At 69.1% G+C, this 18,568-nt stretch carries 17 protein-coding genes and 1 pseudogene; 6 read left to right on the top strand and 12 right to left on the bottom strand.

The window, feature by feature from the left end; all coding sequences use genetic code 11:
* Positions 1-272: 272 nt before the first annotated feature.
* Entirely contained in the window at positions 273-839 is a 567-nt protein-coding gene (locus NET02_RS14010) for a Uma2 family endonuclease (RefSeq protein ID WP_284058053.1), read from the top strand.
* Positions 840-1,133: 294 nt separating this feature from the next.
* Here NET02_RS14010 and NET02_RS14015 read toward each other — a convergent pair whose 3' ends face one another.
* From NET02_RS14015 to NET02_RS14030, 4 genes are all read right to left on the bottom strand, one after another.
* A complete protein-coding gene (locus NET02_RS14015; protein ID WP_284058054.1) occupies positions 1,134-2,525 on the bottom strand; it encodes a DUF2851 family protein in 1,392 nt (463 codons plus the stop codon).
* 144 nt (positions 2,526-2,669) lie between these two features.
* Entirely contained in the window at positions 2,670-2,957 is a 288-nt protein-coding gene (locus tag NET02_RS14020; RefSeq protein ID WP_284058055.1) for a hypothetical protein, read from the bottom strand.
* 325 nt (positions 2,958-3,282) lie between these two features.
* Entirely contained in the window at positions 3,283-4,038 is a 756-nt protein-coding gene (locus NET02_RS14025; protein ID WP_284058056.1) for an SDR family NAD(P)-dependent oxidoreductase, read from the bottom strand.
* Positions 4,001-4,873 carry a polysaccharide deacetylase family protein gene (locus NET02_RS14030; protein WP_284058057.1) on the bottom strand — a complete coding sequence of 291 codons (873 nt, stop codon included), beginning with the start codon at positions 4,871-4,873 and terminating at the stop codon, positions 4,001-4,003. The genes NET02_RS14025 and NET02_RS14030 overlap by 38 nt, the downstream gene beginning before the upstream one ends.
* 247 nt (positions 4,874-5,120) lie before the next feature.
* On the opposite strand from NET02_RS14030, the gene NET02_RS14035 reads away from it, so the two are divergent.
* The 4 genes from NET02_RS14035 (at position 5,121) to NET02_RS14050 (ending at position 8,652) form a co-directional block, all read left to right on the top strand.
* Positions 5,121-5,624, top strand: a complete 504-nt coding sequence (locus NET02_RS14035) for a hypothetical protein (protein ID WP_284058058.1) — start codon at positions 5,121-5,123, stop codon at positions 5,622-5,624.
* 87 nt (positions 5,625-5,711) lie between these two features.
* Complete coding sequence (locus NET02_RS14040) at positions 5,712-6,554, top strand: PhzF family phenazine biosynthesis protein (protein ID WP_284058059.1); 843 nt, start codon at positions 5,712-5,714, stop codon at positions 6,552-6,554.
* 255 nt (positions 6,555-6,809) lie between these two features.
* Positions 6,810-7,592 carry a ParA family protein gene (locus NET02_RS14045; protein ID WP_284058060.1) on the top strand — a complete coding sequence of 261 codons (783 nt, stop codon included), beginning with the start codon at positions 6,810-6,812 and terminating at the stop codon, positions 7,590-7,592.
* On the top strand, positions 7,585-8,652 hold the full coding sequence (locus tag NET02_RS14050; protein ID WP_284058061.1) for a ParB/RepB/Spo0J family partition protein: 1,068 nt from the start codon (positions 7,585-7,587) through the stop codon (positions 8,650-8,652). Before NET02_RS14045 ends, NET02_RS14050 begins: the two co-directional genes overlap by 8 nt.
* Before the next feature lie 244 nt (positions 8,653-8,896).
* Here NET02_RS14050 and NET02_RS14055 read toward each other — a convergent pair whose 3' ends face one another.
* The 7 genes from NET02_RS14055 to NET02_RS14085 all read right to left on the bottom strand — a co-directional run bounded on the left by NET02_RS14055 (position 8,897) and on the right by NET02_RS14085 (position 15,870).
* Entirely contained in the window at positions 8,897-9,667 is a 771-nt protein-coding gene (locus NET02_RS14055) for a LamB/YcsF family protein (RefSeq protein WP_284058062.1), read from the bottom strand.
* Positions 9,668-9,670: 3 nt separating this feature from the next.
* A complete protein-coding gene (locus tag NET02_RS14060; RefSeq protein WP_284058063.1) occupies positions 9,671-10,663 on the bottom strand; it encodes a 5-oxoprolinase subunit C family protein in 993 nt (330 codons plus the stop codon).
* Between the two features lie 43 nt (positions 10,664-10,706).
* On the bottom strand, positions 10,707-11,702 hold the full coding sequence (locus tag NET02_RS14065; RefSeq protein WP_284058064.1) for a 5-oxoprolinase subunit B family protein: 996 nt from the start codon (positions 11,700-11,702) through the stop codon (positions 10,707-10,709).
* A 43-nt stretch (positions 11,703-11,745) separates the two neighbouring features.
* Positions 11,746-12,000, bottom strand: a complete 255-nt coding sequence (locus tag NET02_RS14070) for an acetyl-CoA carboxylase (RefSeq protein WP_284058065.1) — start codon at positions 11,998-12,000, stop codon at positions 11,746-11,748.
* 97 nt (positions 12,001-12,097) lie between these two features.
* Positions 12,098-14,458 carry a xanthine dehydrogenase family protein molybdopterin-binding subunit gene (locus NET02_RS14075; protein WP_284058066.1) on the bottom strand — a complete coding sequence of 787 codons (2,361 nt, stop codon included), beginning with the start codon at positions 14,456-14,458 and terminating at the stop codon, positions 12,098-12,100.
* Between the two features lie 31 nt (positions 14,459-14,489).
* Positions 14,490-14,966, bottom strand: coding sequence for a (2Fe-2S)-binding protein (locus NET02_RS14080; protein ID WP_284058067.1), 477 nt, complete (start codon positions 14,964-14,966; stop codon positions 14,490-14,492).
* A gap of 31 nt (positions 14,967-14,997) precedes the next feature.
* Complete coding sequence (locus NET02_RS14085) at positions 14,998-15,870, bottom strand: FAD binding domain-containing protein (RefSeq protein WP_284058068.1); 873 nt, start codon at positions 15,868-15,870, stop codon at positions 14,998-15,000.
* Positions 15,871-16,124: 254 nt separating this feature from the next.
* On the opposite strand from NET02_RS14085, the gene NET02_RS14090 reads away from it, so the two are divergent.
* Positions 16,125-17,459: an acetyl-CoA carboxylase biotin carboxylase subunit gene (locus tag NET02_RS14090; protein ID WP_284058069.1), complete on the top strand. Its 1,335-nt coding sequence runs from the start codon at positions 16,125-16,127 to the stop codon at positions 17,457-17,459.
* A gap of 34 nt (positions 17,460-17,493) precedes the next feature.
* Here the strand turns inward: NET02_RS14090 and NET02_RS14095 are convergent.
* Positions 17,494-18,419: pseudogene (locus NET02_RS14095) on the bottom strand (carbohydrate deacetylase).
* Positions 18,420-18,568: the final 149 nt, after the last annotated feature.

Raw genomic sequence — 18,568 nt, forward strand, 5'->3', positions numbered from 1 at the left:
CGCGGTCGCCGATCTCCTCGGTTGATCCGCCACAGCAGATCAGGGTGGCCATCGACCGCGATCTAGGCATCGAGCGTCACGAGCGACCTCTCTCGCTAGTGTCGAGAGGACTCGTGGGCTCCTGCCTCAGAGCTTACACGGGAGGTGCTGGAGTCGCTAGGCAACCATGCCTCGCGACATCGCGTGCTCGGCGGCGAGCGCTCCGTTGGCCACGCGACGCCCGAGAGTGAACGTGCCCCGCTCATGAGCTATACTAGAGCTGGAGGCCTGCGATGGCACTGCACCTGCCGCGACGGCGCTTTACCGTAGCCGAGTACCACCAGATGGCTCAGGCAGGCATCCTGGGCGAGGACGACCGTGTCGAGCTCATCGAGGGCGAGATCGTCGAAATGCCGCCCATCGGGGACCGTCACGCCGGGTGCGTGAATCGACTGAACGAGCGCTTCTTTCGGACGTTCGCCGATGTCGCCATCGTGGCGATCCAGAACCCTATCCGTCTCGGTGAGCACAGCGAGCCCCAGCCGGATCTCGCGCTCCTGCGCCGCCGCGCCGACTTCTACGCCGCTGGGCATCCGGTTCCGCCGGACGTCTTCCTGCTCGTCGAGGTTGCCGACACCTCGGCCGAGCTCGACCGGCGGGTGAAGATCCCGCTCTATGCCCGGGGCGGCATCCCCGAGGTCTGGCTTCTCGACCTGCAGCAGGAGACGCTGACCGTGTACCGCGTGCCGACCCCCGACGGCTATCGGGCGGTGCAGGTGCTGCATCGGGCCGATGCGATCGCCCCTGCGGCTTTTCCCGACCGCGCGCTCGCGGTCGCCGNTGCCGACCTCCTCGGGTAGCCGGCTCGCCCGTGGTGAGCGGATGGCTCAACCCTGGTGCGCCAGCGCAACGAGCTCACTGGCCAGGTGGCTGGGCGATCGCGGTGCACCGCTCACCAGAGCTGCTCACCCGGCTGCGCCGCTGGTTCTGGCTGGTCTGCTTCGTCGAGCGGAGCCCCTTCGGCACGCGCTCGTCTCCAGGCGAGCGCCAGGTGGGCGATCGGGNGGTCAGAGCAGGCCAGGGTAGCAAAGGACCTTCGTTAGACAACGTCGTGAGTTCACCCGCCAGGCGATGAGACAGGTGCGCCGCGCCGCTCACGAGGGCGGATCGCCCGGAGGCCCGGCACGTTCCGCCTGGTCTGCGTTGCGGACGGCAGCTCCATCATCGCTCCCTCGGCCCCAGGCGAGCGCCAGGTGGGCGATCGGGCACTCGTAGCAGCGGAGCTGGCGGCACCCGGCGTAGTAGAGGTGGAGCAGGCCCTGCTCGGCCCGGGCTGTCGGCACGCGGAGCCGGTGGGGGCCACAGATCTGCTCGGCTGTCCGGCGCACGATCGCGTTGCCGCGGCCGGCTGGGAGCCTGGCCCAGAGCTCGCCGGCTGCACAGACCAGCTCCTCCTGCTGCACGGCCTCGCCGTAGGCCAGCGCGAACGGCGCCACCACGTTGACCACGATCTCGTGCGCGCGATCCTGCCCGAGGTAGGGGTTGTCTCGCGCCAGCCAGCTCCGGAGGGCTAGCGCTGCGTCCGGCTGGAGCAGGCGGCTCAGGAGCGCGGGCAGCAGCCCCTGGTCGTCCCTGGCGAGCAGCCAGGCCAGGGCGAGGAGCCGGCGGAGCGGGTGGTTGGCTGGCCGCTGGCGGTGCAGCCGCCAGGCGGTCGGAGCCAGCTCCAGCCCTCGCCAGGCTCCGCCGTGCGCCTGCCATGCCTGCTCGACCGCGCGCGCCTCGCGTGGGCTCAACCCGGCCAGCTCCTGGTCGGCCGGTGAGAGCGGCAGGAACCCGGCGACGCCGAGCAGGAGTCCAGCCGCTCGTCGCCAGCGCTCGTCTGTCGACCGGCCGGCCACCCGGCTATCCAGGTGGTCGTAGGGCAAGCGCTCGGCGATCGCCCGCATGCCCTCGCGGTTACGGCTATAGCCGAGGGCATCGAGCAGGAGCCAGTAGAGCGTCTGGGCGGGTGGCTCCAGGGCGAGCCGGGCCGCGATCCGCGCGACTTTGTCTGCTAGCCGCGCGTCACCGGCCGCTTCCCAGACCTGGATCAGGCGCTCCGGCGCAGCGGCGGCGACCTGCGGCGCGCAGTAGTCGAAGCCGATGGCGCCGAGCGGGCGCAGGCCGGACAGCGCCGGGAAGCTCGCCAGCGGTCCGGGTAGGCAGGTGCTCAAGACCAGCGTCGGCACGCGCTCGCCAGTACGGCGCCGGACAGGCTGGCCCAGGTCGTCCTCGAGCACCACATGCAGGGTGACCCGGTCGTAGGCTGGATCCAGGTGGTGGCCGTGGGCGAGCCAGTCGGATGCGCGCCGGTGTAGCTCGACGTCGCCGCTGACCAGCCGGCCGTCGAGCTCGAGCAGCGCGCCGGTGAAGTCGGGGCCCTCGGCGTGGGTCCAGACCCCGCGGTAGACCACGCGCAGCGTGTGCCCCTCGCTCGTCCGCAGCTCGGGAGCGAGCCACTGGGCGTTCCAGACCTGAGCCAGCAGCAGTTCGGACTCCTCCGCCATCGCGGCGGCATTGTCGCCGCGCAGCGCGCACAGCGCAATCGCTGTGCCACTGGCTGAAGGCCCGCATGCTCCGACCGGCGGGTGGTTCCCTGGTGAGCTCGTGCTCCCGGGCGCTGGGTGTTTCCGCCTGGGGGTACGCTATCGCTAGAGGTCGGTAAGGCCGGCGTCGTGGATGTGGTAATCGACGTGGCGGAATGCCTCGCTCAGGTCGAGCAGGGCATCGCGAAACGCCTCTAGATCGTGTGCCTCGAGGAGGCGGGGGACGATCTCCCCGTAGATCTCGGAGAGTGCCTCGGCGATATCGACGAGTGCGTGAGCAACAGCTTCAGCGCGAGCGGGATCGAGCAGCTCTCCCTTTTCGAGGAAGGCAACGAGCTTACCCCGCAGAAAGCTGTCGCGGAGGCGCTCGTAATCATGCGCGGTGATGCTCATCCGTGTTCCTCCTCTGGGGTAGGACAGTAGCGTTGGGCAAAGTGCCAGGCCGTCTCGAGTTGCCGTTCGAAGGTGGCAATTTCCCGCAGGATACTACTCCTATGTTCGGCGCGACCCAGCTTTGCGTAGTGTTCGGATCGTCGCCTTTCCAAGCTGCGAATCGTTCGCCAGATACTGCGTGGACCATGGCGCGCAAGTTGCCTCTCGAGCTGCCGCGCAAATGCGGGATCTGGATAATCGTCCATGCAAAAGGAGCCCTCTTATGCCCACCTCCGGCAACGCCAAGCGTGCATCTGCCGCGTTTCAATGTCAAGAGTCGTTGTCTTCACATCCAGGCGCCGCCGTTGGGGCTGATCACCTGCCCGGTCACGAACTCCGCCTCGTCCGACGCCAGGTACACCGCCAGCCAGGCGACGTCCTCCGGCATCCCGATCCGCGGCCAGAGGACGGCCCGGCGTGACTCTTCCTGCCCGCGCGCTCGCGACATCTCGGTGTCGATCAGCCCCGGCGCGATCGCGTTCACGTTGATCCGGTGCGGAGCCAGCTCCTTGGCGAGCGACTTGGTGAGGCCGAGCACGCCGGCCTTGGCGGCCGCATAGGGGATGCTGCCAGCCGTCCCGGCCAAGCCGGTGATCGAGGACAGGTTGATGATGCTGCCCCGTCCCTGCTCGATCATCAGCGGCACCACGGCCTGGCAGCAGAGGAAGACGCTCGTCAGGTCGACGCGCAGGAAGCGCTCCCACTCCTCGAGCGAGAGCTCGAGCAGCGTCTTACCGGTGCCGCCGATGGCCGCGTTGTTGACCAGCACGTCGACCCCGCCGAAGGCCTCGCGGGCCAGCGCTACCATCTCGGCCACCGCTCCAGGATCGGAGACATCGCCCTGGTGAAAGGCGACGTGCCCGGTCGCAGCGGGCAGGCGCAAGCGGGCACGCTCGAGGAGTTCGGCCTGGATATCGTTGGCTAGCACGCGGGCGCCTTCCTGCAGGAAGGCGGTGGCGATGGCCAGTCCGATCCCCCGGCCGGCGCCGGTGACGATCGCGCGCTTACCGGCCAAGCGGCCGAGAAGAACTGACCGGGTCATAGATCCGCCCCTGACGCCCCTCATCCGGGTTCTCGCGCACGTGCTGCGCCCAGTACTCGGCCACCTCGCTGCCGGTCGCGAACCAGACGTGAGGGAAGCTCCGGATGAAGTCGATCACCTGCTGAAGCATCAGCACTCGGCCCGGCCGGCCGATGAGCTGCGGGTGCATGGTCAGATTGAACAGCCCGCCGTAGTGATAGATGCCGCGGAATTCCTCCGTCCACGCCTGGTATGCCACCGCCGCGGGCTGGATGGGCCGCGAGCCGGGGCCGGAGCGAAAGAGAAAGAAGGGCGCGTCATCGAGCAGCCACTGCACTGGCAGCTCGATGATCTCGGTATCTGGATGCTGCCAGGGGAGAAAGTGGCTCATCAGGTTCGAGGAGTAGCGAAAGCCGTGCTCCTTGAGGAGCTGGAGCGTATTGGCCGAGAACTCCCAGGCCGGCGAGCGGTAGCCGCGGGGCGCTTCGCCGGTGATCCGCCGGAGCGCCTCGATGCCCTTGACCAGCACCTCGGCCTCCTGCTCGCGGGTCAGCTCGGTCGGCCGCTCGTGCAGGTAGCCGTGGTGCGCGAGCTCGTGCCCCTGGTCGCGGATAGCCTCGATGATGTCCGGGTGCTGCTCGACCGTCCACCCCGGGACGAAGAACGTGGCCTTGATGTCGTTCTGGCGCAGGAGTTGGAGGATCAGGGGCGTACCGACCCGGGCACCGTAGGTGCCGTGCGAGAGCATGCCCGGCTTGTTCAGGTTCTCCAGAGACCCGGCCAGCCAGAGCGTCTCCGCGTCGAGATCGAACGTCAGCATCACGGCGCACTGCGCGCCATCCTTCCAGCGGCCCACGGTTAACCTCCCTCCGCCGGCTGCGTTTGCCCGCGCGCGTCCATCCTAGCAGCCTGACCGGTGGGCGCAAGGGCGGGCTCGCCGCCGGCCGATCACAGGCAGACCTGGGGGAAGGAATCGCGCCAGTTAACTCCTCCTCGCTCAGGGCGCGGTCGTACCCTTGCAATGCCGGCTCGCCTCTACCGTTGTACAATCCCGCCTATACTAACCGGATCCGAGCCACTATGCCGGTGAGAGGAGGAATACGATGCGATCTCGCGATGTGCTCGACTTGCTGGCAGCGTCCGGCCCGTTCGCTAGCTATGCCGAGCGCGTCATGCTCTATGGCCGGTTCGTCGGCTCCTGGGACGTCGAAGCGACCTGGTACGACAGCGAAGAGGTTCGCCGGAGTACGGGCGAGTGGCACTTTGCCTGGGTGCTCGGCGGGCGTGGGGTTCAGGACGTGCTCTACGGTGCCGGTGCGCCACCGGACAGGTTCGGCACGACGCTGCGCTGCTACGATCCGGAGAAGGATGCCTGGCACATCGCCTGGATGCAGCCGGCGAGCGGCGAGTTCGTCTATCTCCAGGGCCGGCAGGTCGGCGACGACATCGTGCAAGAGGTCCTCTTCCCCGTAGCCGGCGGCCAATGCGAGCGCTGGCGGTTCACCGAGATCGCGCCGGACTCCTTCCGCTGGCTCGGAGAGGTGTCGAAGGACGGCGGGGCAACCTGGGAGCTAGTGCAGGAGATGCGCGCCCGTCGCCGCGCGTAGCCGCGGTTGCCGGCCATACCGCGTTGCCGAGGGAGATGCGCTCCGAGGTCATTACTCTAGAGATCCTTAGAATTAAGGAGGTGGATCATGAGTCGCCGTTTCCAGCTCGTCGATGTCTTTCACGAGCAGCAGTTCTCCGGTAACCCGCTCGCCGTGATTCTCGATGCCGAGGGGCTATCCACTGAGGAGATGCAGCGGATCGCTCGCTGGCTGAATCTGTCGGAGACAGCCTTCCTCTTGCCGCCGACGGCCAGGGATGCCGACTATCGCGTCCGCATCTTCACGTTGGAGCGCGAGATGCCGTTCGCCGGCCACCCGACGCTGGGGAGTTGCCATGCCTGGCTCGCAGCCGGTGGCATGCCGCGGAGCGCCGACGAGATCGTGCAGGAATGCGGGGTGGGGCTCGTTCGGGTCCGCCGGCAGCAGGGTCTCCTGTCGTTCGCCGCGCCGCCCCTCATCCGCAGTGGCCCCGTCGATGAGCCCACGCTTCGCACGATCGAGACGGTTCTCCAGCTCGACCGGTCACGCTTCGTCGATGTCCAGTGGGTGGATAACGGGCCGGGCTGGGTCGGCGTCCTCCTCGCGTCGGCAGAAGAGGTGCTGGCCCTCGATCCGCTCCGGCAGTTCCCGACCCGCGTCGATATCGGCGTCGTTGGCCCGTACCCGCCCGGTAGCCCGGTTGCATTCGAGCTACGCACGTTCTTCAGCGACCACAAGGGCGGTATCGTCGAAGATCCGGTCACGGGCAGCTTCAACGCGTCGGCCGCGCAGTGGCTCCTCGCCTCCGGCCGTGCGCGGGTACCGTATGTCGCTTCCCAGGGGACGCGCCTCGGACGCTCCGGCCGGGTCGTGATCGATCAGGACGGCGAGGGCACCGTCTGGGTCGGCGGGAAGACGACCACGTGCTTTGCCGGCGAGTACGTGCTCTAGGCGCCGGGCCGCTCTAGTGCTACCCTCGCCTGGCTGATCCAGCCTCGGCCGCGAGCGTCGAGCGCGGCTGGCTCCTGACCTGTATCGCCAGGCGAGCTGGTGGCCAGATGGGCAAGACCCGGCGCGCACGTCGCAAGCGATCGGCGGGCGGTGCGCGGTGTCCTGAGAGGAGGCGTGCCCGCTGGACACAACCTGCCCGGTTCTGGTAGGCTACAGAGGCGACTGTACGTACAGATTCGCAGGGGGACGATCTCGATGACGCCGGCTGTCGCCTTCTTCAACCAGAAGGGTGGGACTGCCAAGACCACCAGCACCCTCAACGTCGGGGCCGCCATGGCCGAGCAGGGGCTCCGCGTCCTCGCCTTCGACCTCGATCCCCAGGCTAGCCTGACGATGGCGCTCGGCATCGATGTCCAATCGCTCCCGCTCTCCGTCTACGACCTGCTGGTCGACGAGGCGGTCACGCTGGCCGAGGTGGCACAACCCACCCGCATCCCCGGGTTCGACCTCGTGCCGAGCCACCCAGACCTCGCGGCCGCCGAGCTGGAGCTGCTGAGCGAGCTGGAGCGCGAGCGCAAGCTGAGCCTCAAGCTCCAGGCCTCCCAGCCCCTCCCGTACGACGTGGTGTTGATCGATAGCCCGCCGGCGCTCAACATCCTCAGCATCAACATCCTGGTGGCTGCCGACGCGCTGGTCATCCCGATCGAGCCTCACCCGCTCTCGTTGATGGTGCTGCGCCGGCTGTTCGAGACCGTCAACCGGGTGCGCCGGCTCAACCCGCGGCTCGAGGTGCTGGGTTTCCTGCCCACGAAAGTGCACCACTCGTCGCGCCTGGCGGCCGACATGCTGGCGACGCTGCGCGAGCAGTTCCCGGACTTGCCGCTCTTGCCCCCGATCCCGCTCTCGGTCAAGGGAGCCGAGTCGGTGGCCGAGCACAGCTCGATCCTGCAGTACCAGCCGCGATCCTCGCTGGCCGCGGCCTACCGGCAGGCGGCGGCCGAGATCGCTCGACGCGTAGGGAGCCCCAGCCATGTCTGAAGCGCGCCCGCTCCATGAGCCAGCCCCATCGCTGCGACCGATCCACGGTGACCAGGCGACCACCGGCAGCCAGCCGCTGCGCCGGCGCCGCCGCTTCACGGTAGACGCCCTCTTCGCCGATACCTCGCCGCGGGCAGTCGGCACGCGCGAGCTGGCGACGGCGAAAGAGATCCGGCTGGATCGCATCGAGCCCGACCCCGACCAGCCACGACGCTCCTTCGATGAGGAGCGGCTGGAGGAGCTGGCGGCTTCGATCCGTCTCGAGGGGGTGCTCCAGCCGATCGCGGTGCGCTACGACGCCGAGCGCGACCGCTACGTGATCATCCACGGCGAGCGTCGCTGGCGGGCGGCTCAGCTCGCTGGGCTGGAGAGCATCCCGGCGATCGTTCGCGAGGTGGGCGATGAGCAGCGGCTGATCCAGCAGCTTATGGAGAACATCCTGCGCGAGGATCTGAACGCGCTGGATCGGGCCGCCGCGCTGCGCCGGTTGAAGCGGCAGATGGGCGACGCGCCCTGGGAGCAGGTGGCCGAGGCGGTCGGGATCAAGCGCAGCCGGCTGTTCCAGCTCCTGAGCACCGAGAAGCTGCCAGAGCCGGTGCAGGCCGAGATCCGCGCCGGCCGACTCTCGGAGAAGCAGAGCCGCCCGCTGCACGGCTTGCCGGAGCGGGCACAGGCGGCGCTAGCCGAGCTGATCGTCGAGGACGGGCTCGAGCAGCGAGAGATCGAGCGGCTGGCCAGGGCGCTGCGCGCGAACCCCGCGCTGGCGCAGGAAGACGACGGCGCGCTGCGCGAGCAGCTCCGCCGCATGCGGGCAACGCTCGCCGCCGGTCAGGTTCGCCGGGGCCGCCTGGCCGAGCCGGCGGCCCGGCCAGGCTCGCCGCAGCCAGCGAGTGCCGCCAGACCGGCCATAGCCGCGCTGGAGCAGGCCAGGGCGCTCGGGGAGACACTGGCCCGGCTGGAGATCGCCCATCTGGCCGACGACGAGCGTGCCCGGCTGGCCGCTGGGCTGCGCGGCCTGGCCCAGCAGGTCCGCCGGACGCTGCGCGCGCTGGAAGACTGACTCGCCGGGCGGCAGGAGAGACCGCCCGGCTGTCCCCGCCGGAGAGCTGGCTCCTGGCCGCTAGCCATGCGCTGCCCCGGGTTCACGACGCCTGGCTACTCACTAGCCGTGGCAGTCTCCCGACGACATCGAGCACAGGGCTGGAGCGGCGCGCTCGACTCGGGGAGCCGGTCTAGATGCCGACTACAGCAGTCCCGCGCCAGCGCTCGCCGGCATGCCGGAGAAGACTCGGGTACCGGGATCCTCAGCGGCGCGCCAGGACTTCGCGGAGCGGCCGGACCTCCACGCCCGCCTGGGTCAGCCGCTCCCGCACACGCCGGGCGATGTCCGGCGCGTTGGGCGCGTCGCCGTGGATGCAGATCGTCTGCACCTGGGCATGCAGGTCAGTCCCGTCCACCGTCCGGATGCGCCCTTCGAGCGCCAGCTCCTCGGCGCGCCGGGCGACCTCGTCTGGATCCCAGGCCTGCTTGCGCCGCTCCAGCACGAGTTGCCCCTGCGCGTTGTAGTTGAGGTCGACATATCCTTCCGCCGCGTGGGGCACGCCGACCGCAGCCGCAGCGCGGGGAGCGATCTCGCCCATCATCACCAGGGCCACGTCGTCGCCGAGCGCCTTGATCGCCCGGCAGAGCGCCTCGCACAGCTCCTGATTCTGGGAGCACATGACGTAGAAGGCGCCGTGCGGCTTCACGTGCTGGAGGCGCGAGCCGGCCGCCTGGGCGAAGGCCTGGAGTGCCCCGGCCTGGTAGAGCGTGTACTCGTACACCTCCTCGGGGCTCACGTCCATGCGCCGGCGGCCGAACCCCAGCAGGTCGGGGAACGCCACGTGGGCCCCGATGCCAACTCCGTGCTCGACCGCCAGCCGGACGGTCTCGCGCATCGTCGCCGGGTCGCCAGCGTGCCAGCCGCAGGCGATGTTGGCCGAGGTGATCAACGGCATCAGGGCCGCGTCGTTGCCGAGCGTCCAGCGCCCGAAGCTCTCGCCCATGTCGCAGTTGATGTCGATCGCGCGGGCCATGGCTCAGCTCCTCTCCAGGTTCTCCTCGCTGATGGACGCGTCCTGCCTGGCCAGCAGCTCGATCGCCTCCTCCAGCGAGACCTCCTTGAAGTGGATGTAGCTCCAGCCGGGCACCATCTGCCCCAGCTTCCACATCGCCGCCTTGGCCACCACCGCGTTGCAGATGAAGCCGCCGAGCGTCGGCCCATCGATGCAGAGGATGATCGGCTGGTCGCCACAGACGTTGACCGCGCCGACCGGGTAGCCGTTGTCGATGATGTTCGAGGGGTGCCCGCCACCAGCACCGCCGCTGGTGCGCGCCCACTGCCACTTGTAGATATCGAGCCGGTAGCCGGTACGGTTGGAGGCGGCGTCGAGCTTCCAGTGGTGGCTGAAGAAGGCGTCCATGTCCTCCCTGGTCATGTAGTCGGGGTCGGCCTGGGGCCCGCGGGTAGCCTCGACCTCCCAGACCTCGTTGTAGCCGGCGTAGCCCGGTATCAGGTCGGCCCGAACCCGCCGGTCGATCACCTGGCCGAGGTCGACGCGCGGCTCGCCCAGCGGCAAGCGGTCGCCCGCCTGGAGCTTGCGGCCGTCGAGGCCCCCGACGCTGCCAGGCAGGTAGGTCGACCGGCTGCCGAGCACTGGCGGCACGTCGATCCCGCCGCTGACCGCGAGGTAGGTGCGGAATCCCGCCCCCTGCAGATAGTCGAACTCCAGCACGTCGCCTGGCCGCGCCCGGTAGCTGCGCCAGAGCACGACCGGCTGCCCGTTGAGCCGGGCAGCCATATCGGCCCCACAGACGGCGAACGCCCGCTCGTCGTGGAAGGCGACCACCAGGCCCCCAGCGGTGATCTCGAGCCCGGCCGCCCCGGGCGGGTTGCCGACCAGCACGTTCGCGAAGCGGAACGCGTAGTCGTCCATCGGCCCGGCCGGAGCGAAGCCGAGCGAGAGCATGCCGATCCGGCCGGGATAGTCTTGCACCGTCGTCTCGAACCCGCCGTTGCGCACTTCCAGCATCGCCCAGTTCTCCTCCCTGTGATCTCGCCGCGCTCCCGGGTCGTCAGGGGATAGGGACGCGCGTGGCCGCCTCGGCCTGGTGGCGGCGGAACGCCTCCGCCTCCTCGCGCACGCTGTCGAGGAACCGGAGGTACTCGCCGACATCGAAGGTCGCTGTCTCGTCGATCACGTACTGGTAGGTGCCGTCGTAGACGGCCTGGATCATCGCCTCCAGCTCCTCGTCGGTGACGCGCGGGCGGAAGCGCAGCCGGTCACCGGGCCGGAGCAGCACCGGGCTCTCGCGGAAGGCGGGGTTCCGCTGCTGCGGGTCGTAGATCGGAACTGTGTGGGCGAAGATCTGGTAGCCGCCGGCCGACTCGACCGGGTAGATGGCGAGGCACGGCCCAGCGATGCCGATCGTGCCGGCCGGTGTCCAGTGCCGGGTCGGGTTGTACTTGGGGATAACGACGGCCCGGCGCGGGTCGAGCGGGTAGGCGAAGGGGAGGCCAGGGAAGAAGCCGAGCGCCGCGTTCCACCAGTCGGTCGCCATGATGTACTCGAAGAACTCCTCCTTGTCGCGCAGGCCGTTGTACATGGCCGCGTACTCGGAGTTCGTGCCGTTGATGATGTTAGGGGCATCCGCGCGCTGGTACTGGACGTAGCGGGCGATCGCCTCGCGCGTCCACTTGTCGTCGAATGCGATCGGCAGCTCGACGATGCGGCTGGGGACGACCAGGTCATGGAACGGGGGCAATTCCTCGTACTGGGCCTGGACGAACTCGATGAGCCGCTTTGCCGGCAGCACGCGGCTGTCGTAGTTGATGAGCACGCTGCGCAGCGCCGGGATCACCTCGATCAGCCCCTCGGGCCTGTGGCGCTTGATAGCGTCGTCGAGCCCGAGGACGCGGAAGCTCATCGTGAGATCGAAAACCATGTCTCCGAACTCGACGAGCAGGAAGCTATCGCCGGCGTTCCGGTAGACCACCCCCGGCCGCCCGTTGTGCTCGGGGAAGGTGGCCAGGATCACCCCGGATGGCTGGGCGGCGGTATGCTCGGTCATGGTGTGCTCCTTCCGCTGACAGTCCTGTCGGCCGGCGGGCGAGCTACTCGTCACCGGCGTCGGTCAGCACGGCGATCTCCTGGCCTGGCCGGATCGGCTCCTCGTTCTCGACCAGGAACCGCACCACGCGCCCGCCGGAGTCGGCCGTGATCTGGTGGAACGTCTTCATCACGCCGACGAGGCCGATCACCGTCCCCGGCTGGATCACGTCGCCCTCTTTGACGAACGGCTCGGCGTCGGGGCTGGGCTGGCGGTAGAAGATGCCGGGGAGCGGCGACCGGATCGTTCGTTCGGCCATCGCGAAACCCTCCCTTACCCTTCTCTGCTGGGTAACGCACAGGGGTTGTTAGTCCCCGTCCATGATAACCGCTATAACCGCTGGCCTAGCAGGCACGTCAGCGGCTTTCGCTCGACCTAAGTGCTTCAACGATGCGCTCTGGCGTCAGCGGAAGGCGCTCGATCCGCGCATCGAACGGCGCTAGCGCGTCGAGCACCGCGCCGGCTACCGAGGCCGGCGTTGCCAGGAGCCCTCCTTCCCCGATGCCCTTGATACCCCCGATCGTGACCGGCGACGGCGACTCCAGGTGCTCGATCGTGAGCGGCGGTACCTCGGTCGCGCTCGGCAGGAGGTAGTTCACGAACGTGTCCGTCATGAGCTGGCCGCTCTCGTCGTAGGCCATCTCCTCGTACAGCGCGCCGCCGATCCCCTGCGCGATCGCGCCCATGACCTGCCCCTCGACGATCATCGGGTTGAGCATCGTGCCGCAGTCCTCGACCGCGACCACCTTGTCCAGCTGCACGAGACCGGTCTCGATGTCGACCTCGCACACGGTCACGATGCAGCCGTTCGAGTAGGTCGCCCGGGGGTCGTAGAACTTGGTCGCGCTCAGCAGGGGTTCCTCGCCCTCGGCGCGCGTCCGGTTGTCGAGGTACGCGGCGAAGGCCACCTGGAACATCGAGAGCGAGCGGTCGGGCGCGCCCTTGACGAACACGGTGCCGTCCTGGATGTCCAGGTCTTCGGGCGCGACCTCGAGCAGCCGGCTGGCGGCGCGTAGCACCTTCTCGCGCACTTCCTGGGCGGCCAGCGCGACCATCCCACCACCGATCACCGCGCTGCGGCTCGCATAGGTGCCCATCCCCCAGGGAGCGCGATCGGTATCGCCGTGCTCGACGACCACGTCCTCGATCGACACGCCGAGGATCTCCGCCGCTACCTGGGCCAGCGTGGTCTCGTGGCCCTGGCCGTGGCTATGCACGCTGACCGCGACACGCACCTTGCCGGACGGGTCGATGGTCACCGTGGCATTGTCGTGCGAGGGGAAGGGGAAGCCGGCCTGGAGCGCGATCTCCGATCCCCAGGCGGTCGGCTCGACGTAGAGGCTGATGCCGACCCCGAGGTAACGTCCCTGCTGGCGGAGCTCGGCCTGCCTGCGTCGCAGCTCCTCGTAGCCTACCAGCTCCAGCGCCCGTTCCAGCGACTCGCGGTAGGTGCCGCTGTCGTAGACCATGCCGGTGCAGGTCGTATAGGGAAACCGTTCCGGCGGGATCACGTTGCGGCGGCGAAGCTCGGCCGGGTCGAGGCCCAGCTCGCGGGCGATCTCGTCGAAGAACAGCTCGCGCGCGGTTTGGGCGGCCGTCCAGCCGACGGCTCGGAAGGCGCCGACCGGTGCCTTGTTGGTGCAGACGGCGATGACCTCGTGCTGGTAGTGCTGGATGTCGTAGACACCGGGCATGAGGCCAGCGCCGGCCAGCGGCTCGATCAGCGCGCTGGCCGTGTTGAACGAGTAGGCGCCCGCGTCGCCGATCAGCCGCGCTTTGAGCCCGAGGATCGTGCCGTCGTTGCGGACGGCGGCCTCCAGCTCGATGATCTGCTCCTTGGCGTGCGTCGCGGCTGCGAGGTTCTCCCGCCGGTCTTCGACCCACTTCACCGGGCGGCCGAGCACCTTGCCGAGGTAGGCCACGACCACCTCTTCGGGGTAAATCGTCATCTTCTGGCCGAAGCCGCCGCCGACCTCGGGCGAGATGACGCGCACCTTATGCTCGGGGATCCCCAGGAACAGCGCCAGGAAGAGCCGCAGCATGTGGGGCATCTGGGTCGAGGAGTAGAACGTGAGGTGACCAGAGGCGCGCTCGTAGACGCTAAGGCAGCCGCGCGTCTCCATCGGCGCGGCGACGAAGCGGTTCGTGTGCAGTCGCCGCCGGAAGACGCGGTCGGCCTGAGCGAAGGCCCCCTCGATATCGCCGAGCGTGGTCGTCTTCTGGTAGACGATGTTGGTGCCTAGCTCCTCGTGGAGGATCGGCGCGTCGGGGTGCATGGCCCGCTCGGCGTCGACGACCGCCGGGAGCGGCTCGTAGTCGACGACGACCTGCTCGGCGGCGTCTTCGGCAAGGTAGCGGCTCTCGGCCACCACGGCGGCGATCGCCTCGCCCACGAAGCGCACCTTGTCCTTTGCCAGAACAGGCTGTGGCGTCGGTTGTAGCCCTTCGACCGGGAGACCGCTGGCCAGCGGCGGCAGCGCGGTCACGTCGTCAGCGGTGAAGACGGCGAGCACGCCGGGCATCGTCTTTGCTGCGGACGTGTCGATGCTCTTGATCCGGGCATGGCCGTACGGAGAGCGGACGAAGGCGACGTGGACGGTGCCCGGCAGGACGATGTCGGCGAGGTACTTCGCCTCACCGGTGAGGAAGCGCGGGTCTTCGACGCGCTTTACCCGAGCGCCCAGCCATTTCCCACGGGGTAAGACCTGGAGCGTCATCTTGGCCTCCTCGTCGGCGTACATGGCCGTTCTAGCGCGCGCCGGCCAGCTTCTCGGCCGCGGCGCGGACGGCGACGACGATGTTCTGGTAGCCAGTGCAGCGGCACAGGTTGCCAGCCAGGGCCTCGCGGATCTCCTCCTCGCTCGGGCTCGGGCGCTCCTGGAGGAGGGCATAGGCCGTCAGTACCATGCCTGGGGTGCAGAAGCCGCACTGGAGCCCGTGGTGTTCCCAGAAGGCCTCCTGCACCGGGTGCAGCCCGTCGCCCGCAAGCCCCTCGATCGTCAAGACATCGGCCCCCTCGGCCTGGACGGCGAGTATCAGGCAGGAGCGAACCGCCGCGCCGTCGACGAGCACGGTACAGGCGCCGCAGACACCGTGCTCGCAGCCCAGCTTCGTGCCGGTCAGGCCGAGCTCGTCCCGCAGGAAGTCGGCGAGCGTGACGCGGGGCTCTACCTCGGCGCGCACTGCTTGCCCGTTCACCGTAAGCGTAATCGGCACTGTCGCCATAACCGGTGTCCTTTCGCTGCGCATCGTGCTGCTATGCCCCGGCCCGCCGGCTCGCCTCCTCCAGCGCCCGCCGCGCGACGACCTCGGCCATCCGGCGACGGTAAGCGGCCGAGCCATGCACGTCGGAGAGCGGCTCGTCGATCCACCCCGCGGCGAGCGAGGCTGCCTCGCGGATGGCTTCGCTCGTCAGCGGCCGGCCGGCAAGGGCCTGCTCTGCGGCGCTCGCGCGCAGCGGCCGGGTCGCCACCCCGAAGAGCGCGATGGCTGCGTGCTGGCAGGTGCCGTCGGACGCCTTGCGGAGCAGGACGGTCGCGCCGGCAAGGGCGAAGTCGCCGTGGCGCCGGGCGATCTCCTGGATCGACCAGCCGGTGCCTGGGGGAGGCACCGGAATTCTCACCGCGGTCAGGAGCTCGCCGGGCGCGAGGGCTGTCGTGAAGAGGTCGACGAAGAAGTCACGCGCTGGGATGACCCGCTCGCCGGAGGCGCTCCGCACGACGAGCTCGGCGTCGAGTGCCAGGGCGAGCGCTGGGTACTCGGCCGAAGGGTCGGCGTGGGCGAGACTTCCGCCGACGGTGCCGCGGTTGCGGATCGGCGGGTGACCAACCAGCCGCGTGGCCTCGGCGAGCACCGGGAGTCGCTGAGCAACCTGCGCGTCTCGCTCGAGAGCCCGTTGCCGCACCATCGCGCCGAGGACGGTGGTACCGTTCTCCGCCTGCACGCTGGCCAGGCCGGGGATGAACGAGAGGTCGACGAGCAGGCTCGGCCGGGCCAGCCGGAGACTGAGCAGCGGGATCAAGCTCTGACCGCCGGCCAGCGGCCGCGCATCGGCGCCGTGCGCGGCGAGGGTTGCCAGGGCTTCATCCAGGCTCCGTGGACGGGCATAGTCGAACGGCGGAGGCTTCATTCGCTTCCCTCCCTTCCCGGTTCACGGCAACAACGCGTATGAGAAGCCAACCCTCGCAGGTGCACTCGGCTGCCGAACCGACCTGCTCGGTGACGCTGCTGTGCCGGATCCGATGCCGCGGGTGGAATACGTTTAAAGTATGCTAAGCGCTGGCTGTGAGGGTGTCAAGATACGAGTGAGTAGACATCCTCTGCGCCTGTGCAAATCAGGCCAGTGTCGACGACGCGGGCAAGCAGGAAGAGAGCAGGATCGGCATGTTCCGGAAGGTGCTGGTGGCCAACCGCGGGGAGATCGCGGTGCGGGTGATGCGTGCCTGCCGGGAGCTGGGGATCGCCACCGTGGCCGTCTACTCGGAGGCGGACGCGACGGCGCTGCACGTGCGCTATGCCGACGAGGCCCGCTGCATCGGGCCGGCGGTGGCCACCCGGAGTTACCTGAACATCGAGGCCCTGGTGCAGGCGGCGCGAGAGACCGGGGCCGAGGCGGTTCACCCCGGCTACGGCTTCCTGGCCGAGAACGCCGCCTTCGCCCGGGCCTGCCGGGAGGCCGGGCTGGTCTTCATCGGCCCCAGCCCGGAGGCGATCGAGCTGATGGGAGACAAGGCGGCGGCGCGCACGCTGGCACGCGAGGCGGGGGTACCGGTCGTGCCAGGCACTCCGGACAAGGTCTCGACCGAGGAGGCGCTGGCTGCAGCCGAGGAGATCGGCTTCCCCTTGATGGTCAAGGCTGCGGCTGGGGGTGGAGGTCGCGGGATCCGGGTCGTCGAGTGCCGGGAAGAGCTAGCCGGCGCGGTAGCGATCGCGGCCCAGGAGGCGCAGGCGGCCTTCGGCGACGGCGCGCTCTACCTGGAGCGATACCTGAGCCGGCCACGGCACATCGAGGTGCAGGTGCTGGGGGATGAGCACGGGAACGTGCTGCATCTGTTCGAGCGCGAGTGCTCGATCCAGCGTCGCCGGCAGAAGCTGCTCGAGGAGGCTCCCTCCCCCGCGCTCACCCCGGAGCTGCGGGAGCAGATCTGTGCCGCGGCGGTGCGGCTGGCTCGCGCCGCTGGCTACACCAGCGCCGGCACGCTCGAGTTCTTGCTGGATCAGGAGGGGCAGTTCTATTTCCTGGAGATGAACACCCGCATCCAGGTCGAGCACCCGGTGACCGAGCTGGTGACCGGGGTCGACCTGGTGAAGGAGCAGATCCGGGTGGCGGCGGGGGAGCCGCTGCGGTGGCAGCAGGAGGAGCTGGAGCTGCGCGGGCATGCCATCGAGTTCCGGATCAACGCGGAGGATCCGGAGATGGGCTTCTTCCCCTCGCCGGGGGTGGTGGAGGCGCTGGAGCTGCCGGGCGGGCCGGGGGTGCGGGTGGATCACGCGCTCTATGCCGGGTACGAGATCCCGCCGTACTACGACTCGCTGATCGCCAAGCTGATCGTGTGGGGGGTGGATCGGGAAGAGGCGCTGGCGCGGGGCCGGCGGGCACTGGCTGAGCTACGGATCGAAGGGATCGCGACGACCGCGCCCTTCCACCGCCGGCTGCTCGGCGACCCGGCCGTCATCGCCGCCGACTACCACGTCCAGTTCCTCGACGGGCGGGTCTAGAACAGCGCGCAGCAAGGCTGGATCGGATGGCTGCCTAGCTAGCGCTGCGTTGCTGCTGTCTCACGGCGGAGAAGTCGGCCAGCGTGACTTGGTGGGCCGCCAGCGCCGCTGGCAGGCGAGGGTCGAGCAGCACCGCGAGCTCAGCTTCGCGCTCCGCCACGTAGCCCCCGCCCAGCCGCCGTAGCCCCTCGTCGACGTAGCCGGGGTGCACTGCTACCTCGCTTATCCCTGGTGGCAGTTGTCGTAGGAGAGCAAGGAAGCGCTCTACCGAGGGCCGGCCGAAATAGCCGTCGATGAAGAGGTCTGGCGCCGGAACGCCGCGGGTGGCCAGGAGCGCGGCCTTCTGCTCGAAAGCTCTGGGTGAGAGCTGAGGGAATAGCCGCCACGCCAGCAGCGGGTGGCGCAGCGCGAAGCGCACCATACGCCCGATGACGGCTGCTGCGCCCCCGCCGGGAAGTCGAATTTGCCCGCGCGCCGATGCTGGCACCGGCTGCCGCACCGGAACGCCGTACTCGACAGCCAGCTCGAGCACGACCTCGTAGAAGGGCGTGTAGAGCAGGAGGATATGCTCGTGGTAGTCGATGTGGTCGAACTGAACACCGGCTCCGAGCAGACGCTCGGCCTGTGCCCGCAACTCGGCGCGCAGCTCATCGAGCGAGATGGCCGGCAGACGTGCCAGCATGGCCTGGCTGCGGTAGAAGCAGCCCGCGCGGTCGACCAGGGTCGGTACGCGCTCGGGCGGCAAGACTGGGCGACCAGTCGTGATGTTGAGATGCAGGCCGCGCGGGCCCGGGCGATCTGCTCGAGCGCGCCCGCGATGTTGACTACCGCTGAGGCCGAGGTGAGGATGCCCCGCTGGCGCGCCTCGATAATGGCCGCGCTTGTGCCCTCGCTTAGCCCGAGGTCGTCAGCGTTGACGATGAGCTGGCGTTCCTCCGTTCCCGTTTCCCTACCGGGCATCGCACTGTCCCCGTCTCCACTCTCAGCGCAGCATTATGCCGCCCCTCCGCAAGGCGAGCGGAGGGGCGGTTGCCGGCGCTGGCTCGGCCTGCACGCTTCCCTTGTGGTCACGGCCGCGCGCGGCAGGGGCGCGTCGTGGTTTCGACCCG

Source organism: Thermalbibacter longus (genome assembly GCF_023806485.1).
In the GTDB taxonomy this organism is placed as follows: Bacteria; Chloroflexota; Chloroflexia; order Thermomicrobiales; family Thermomicrobiaceae; genus Thermalbibacter; species Thermalbibacter longus.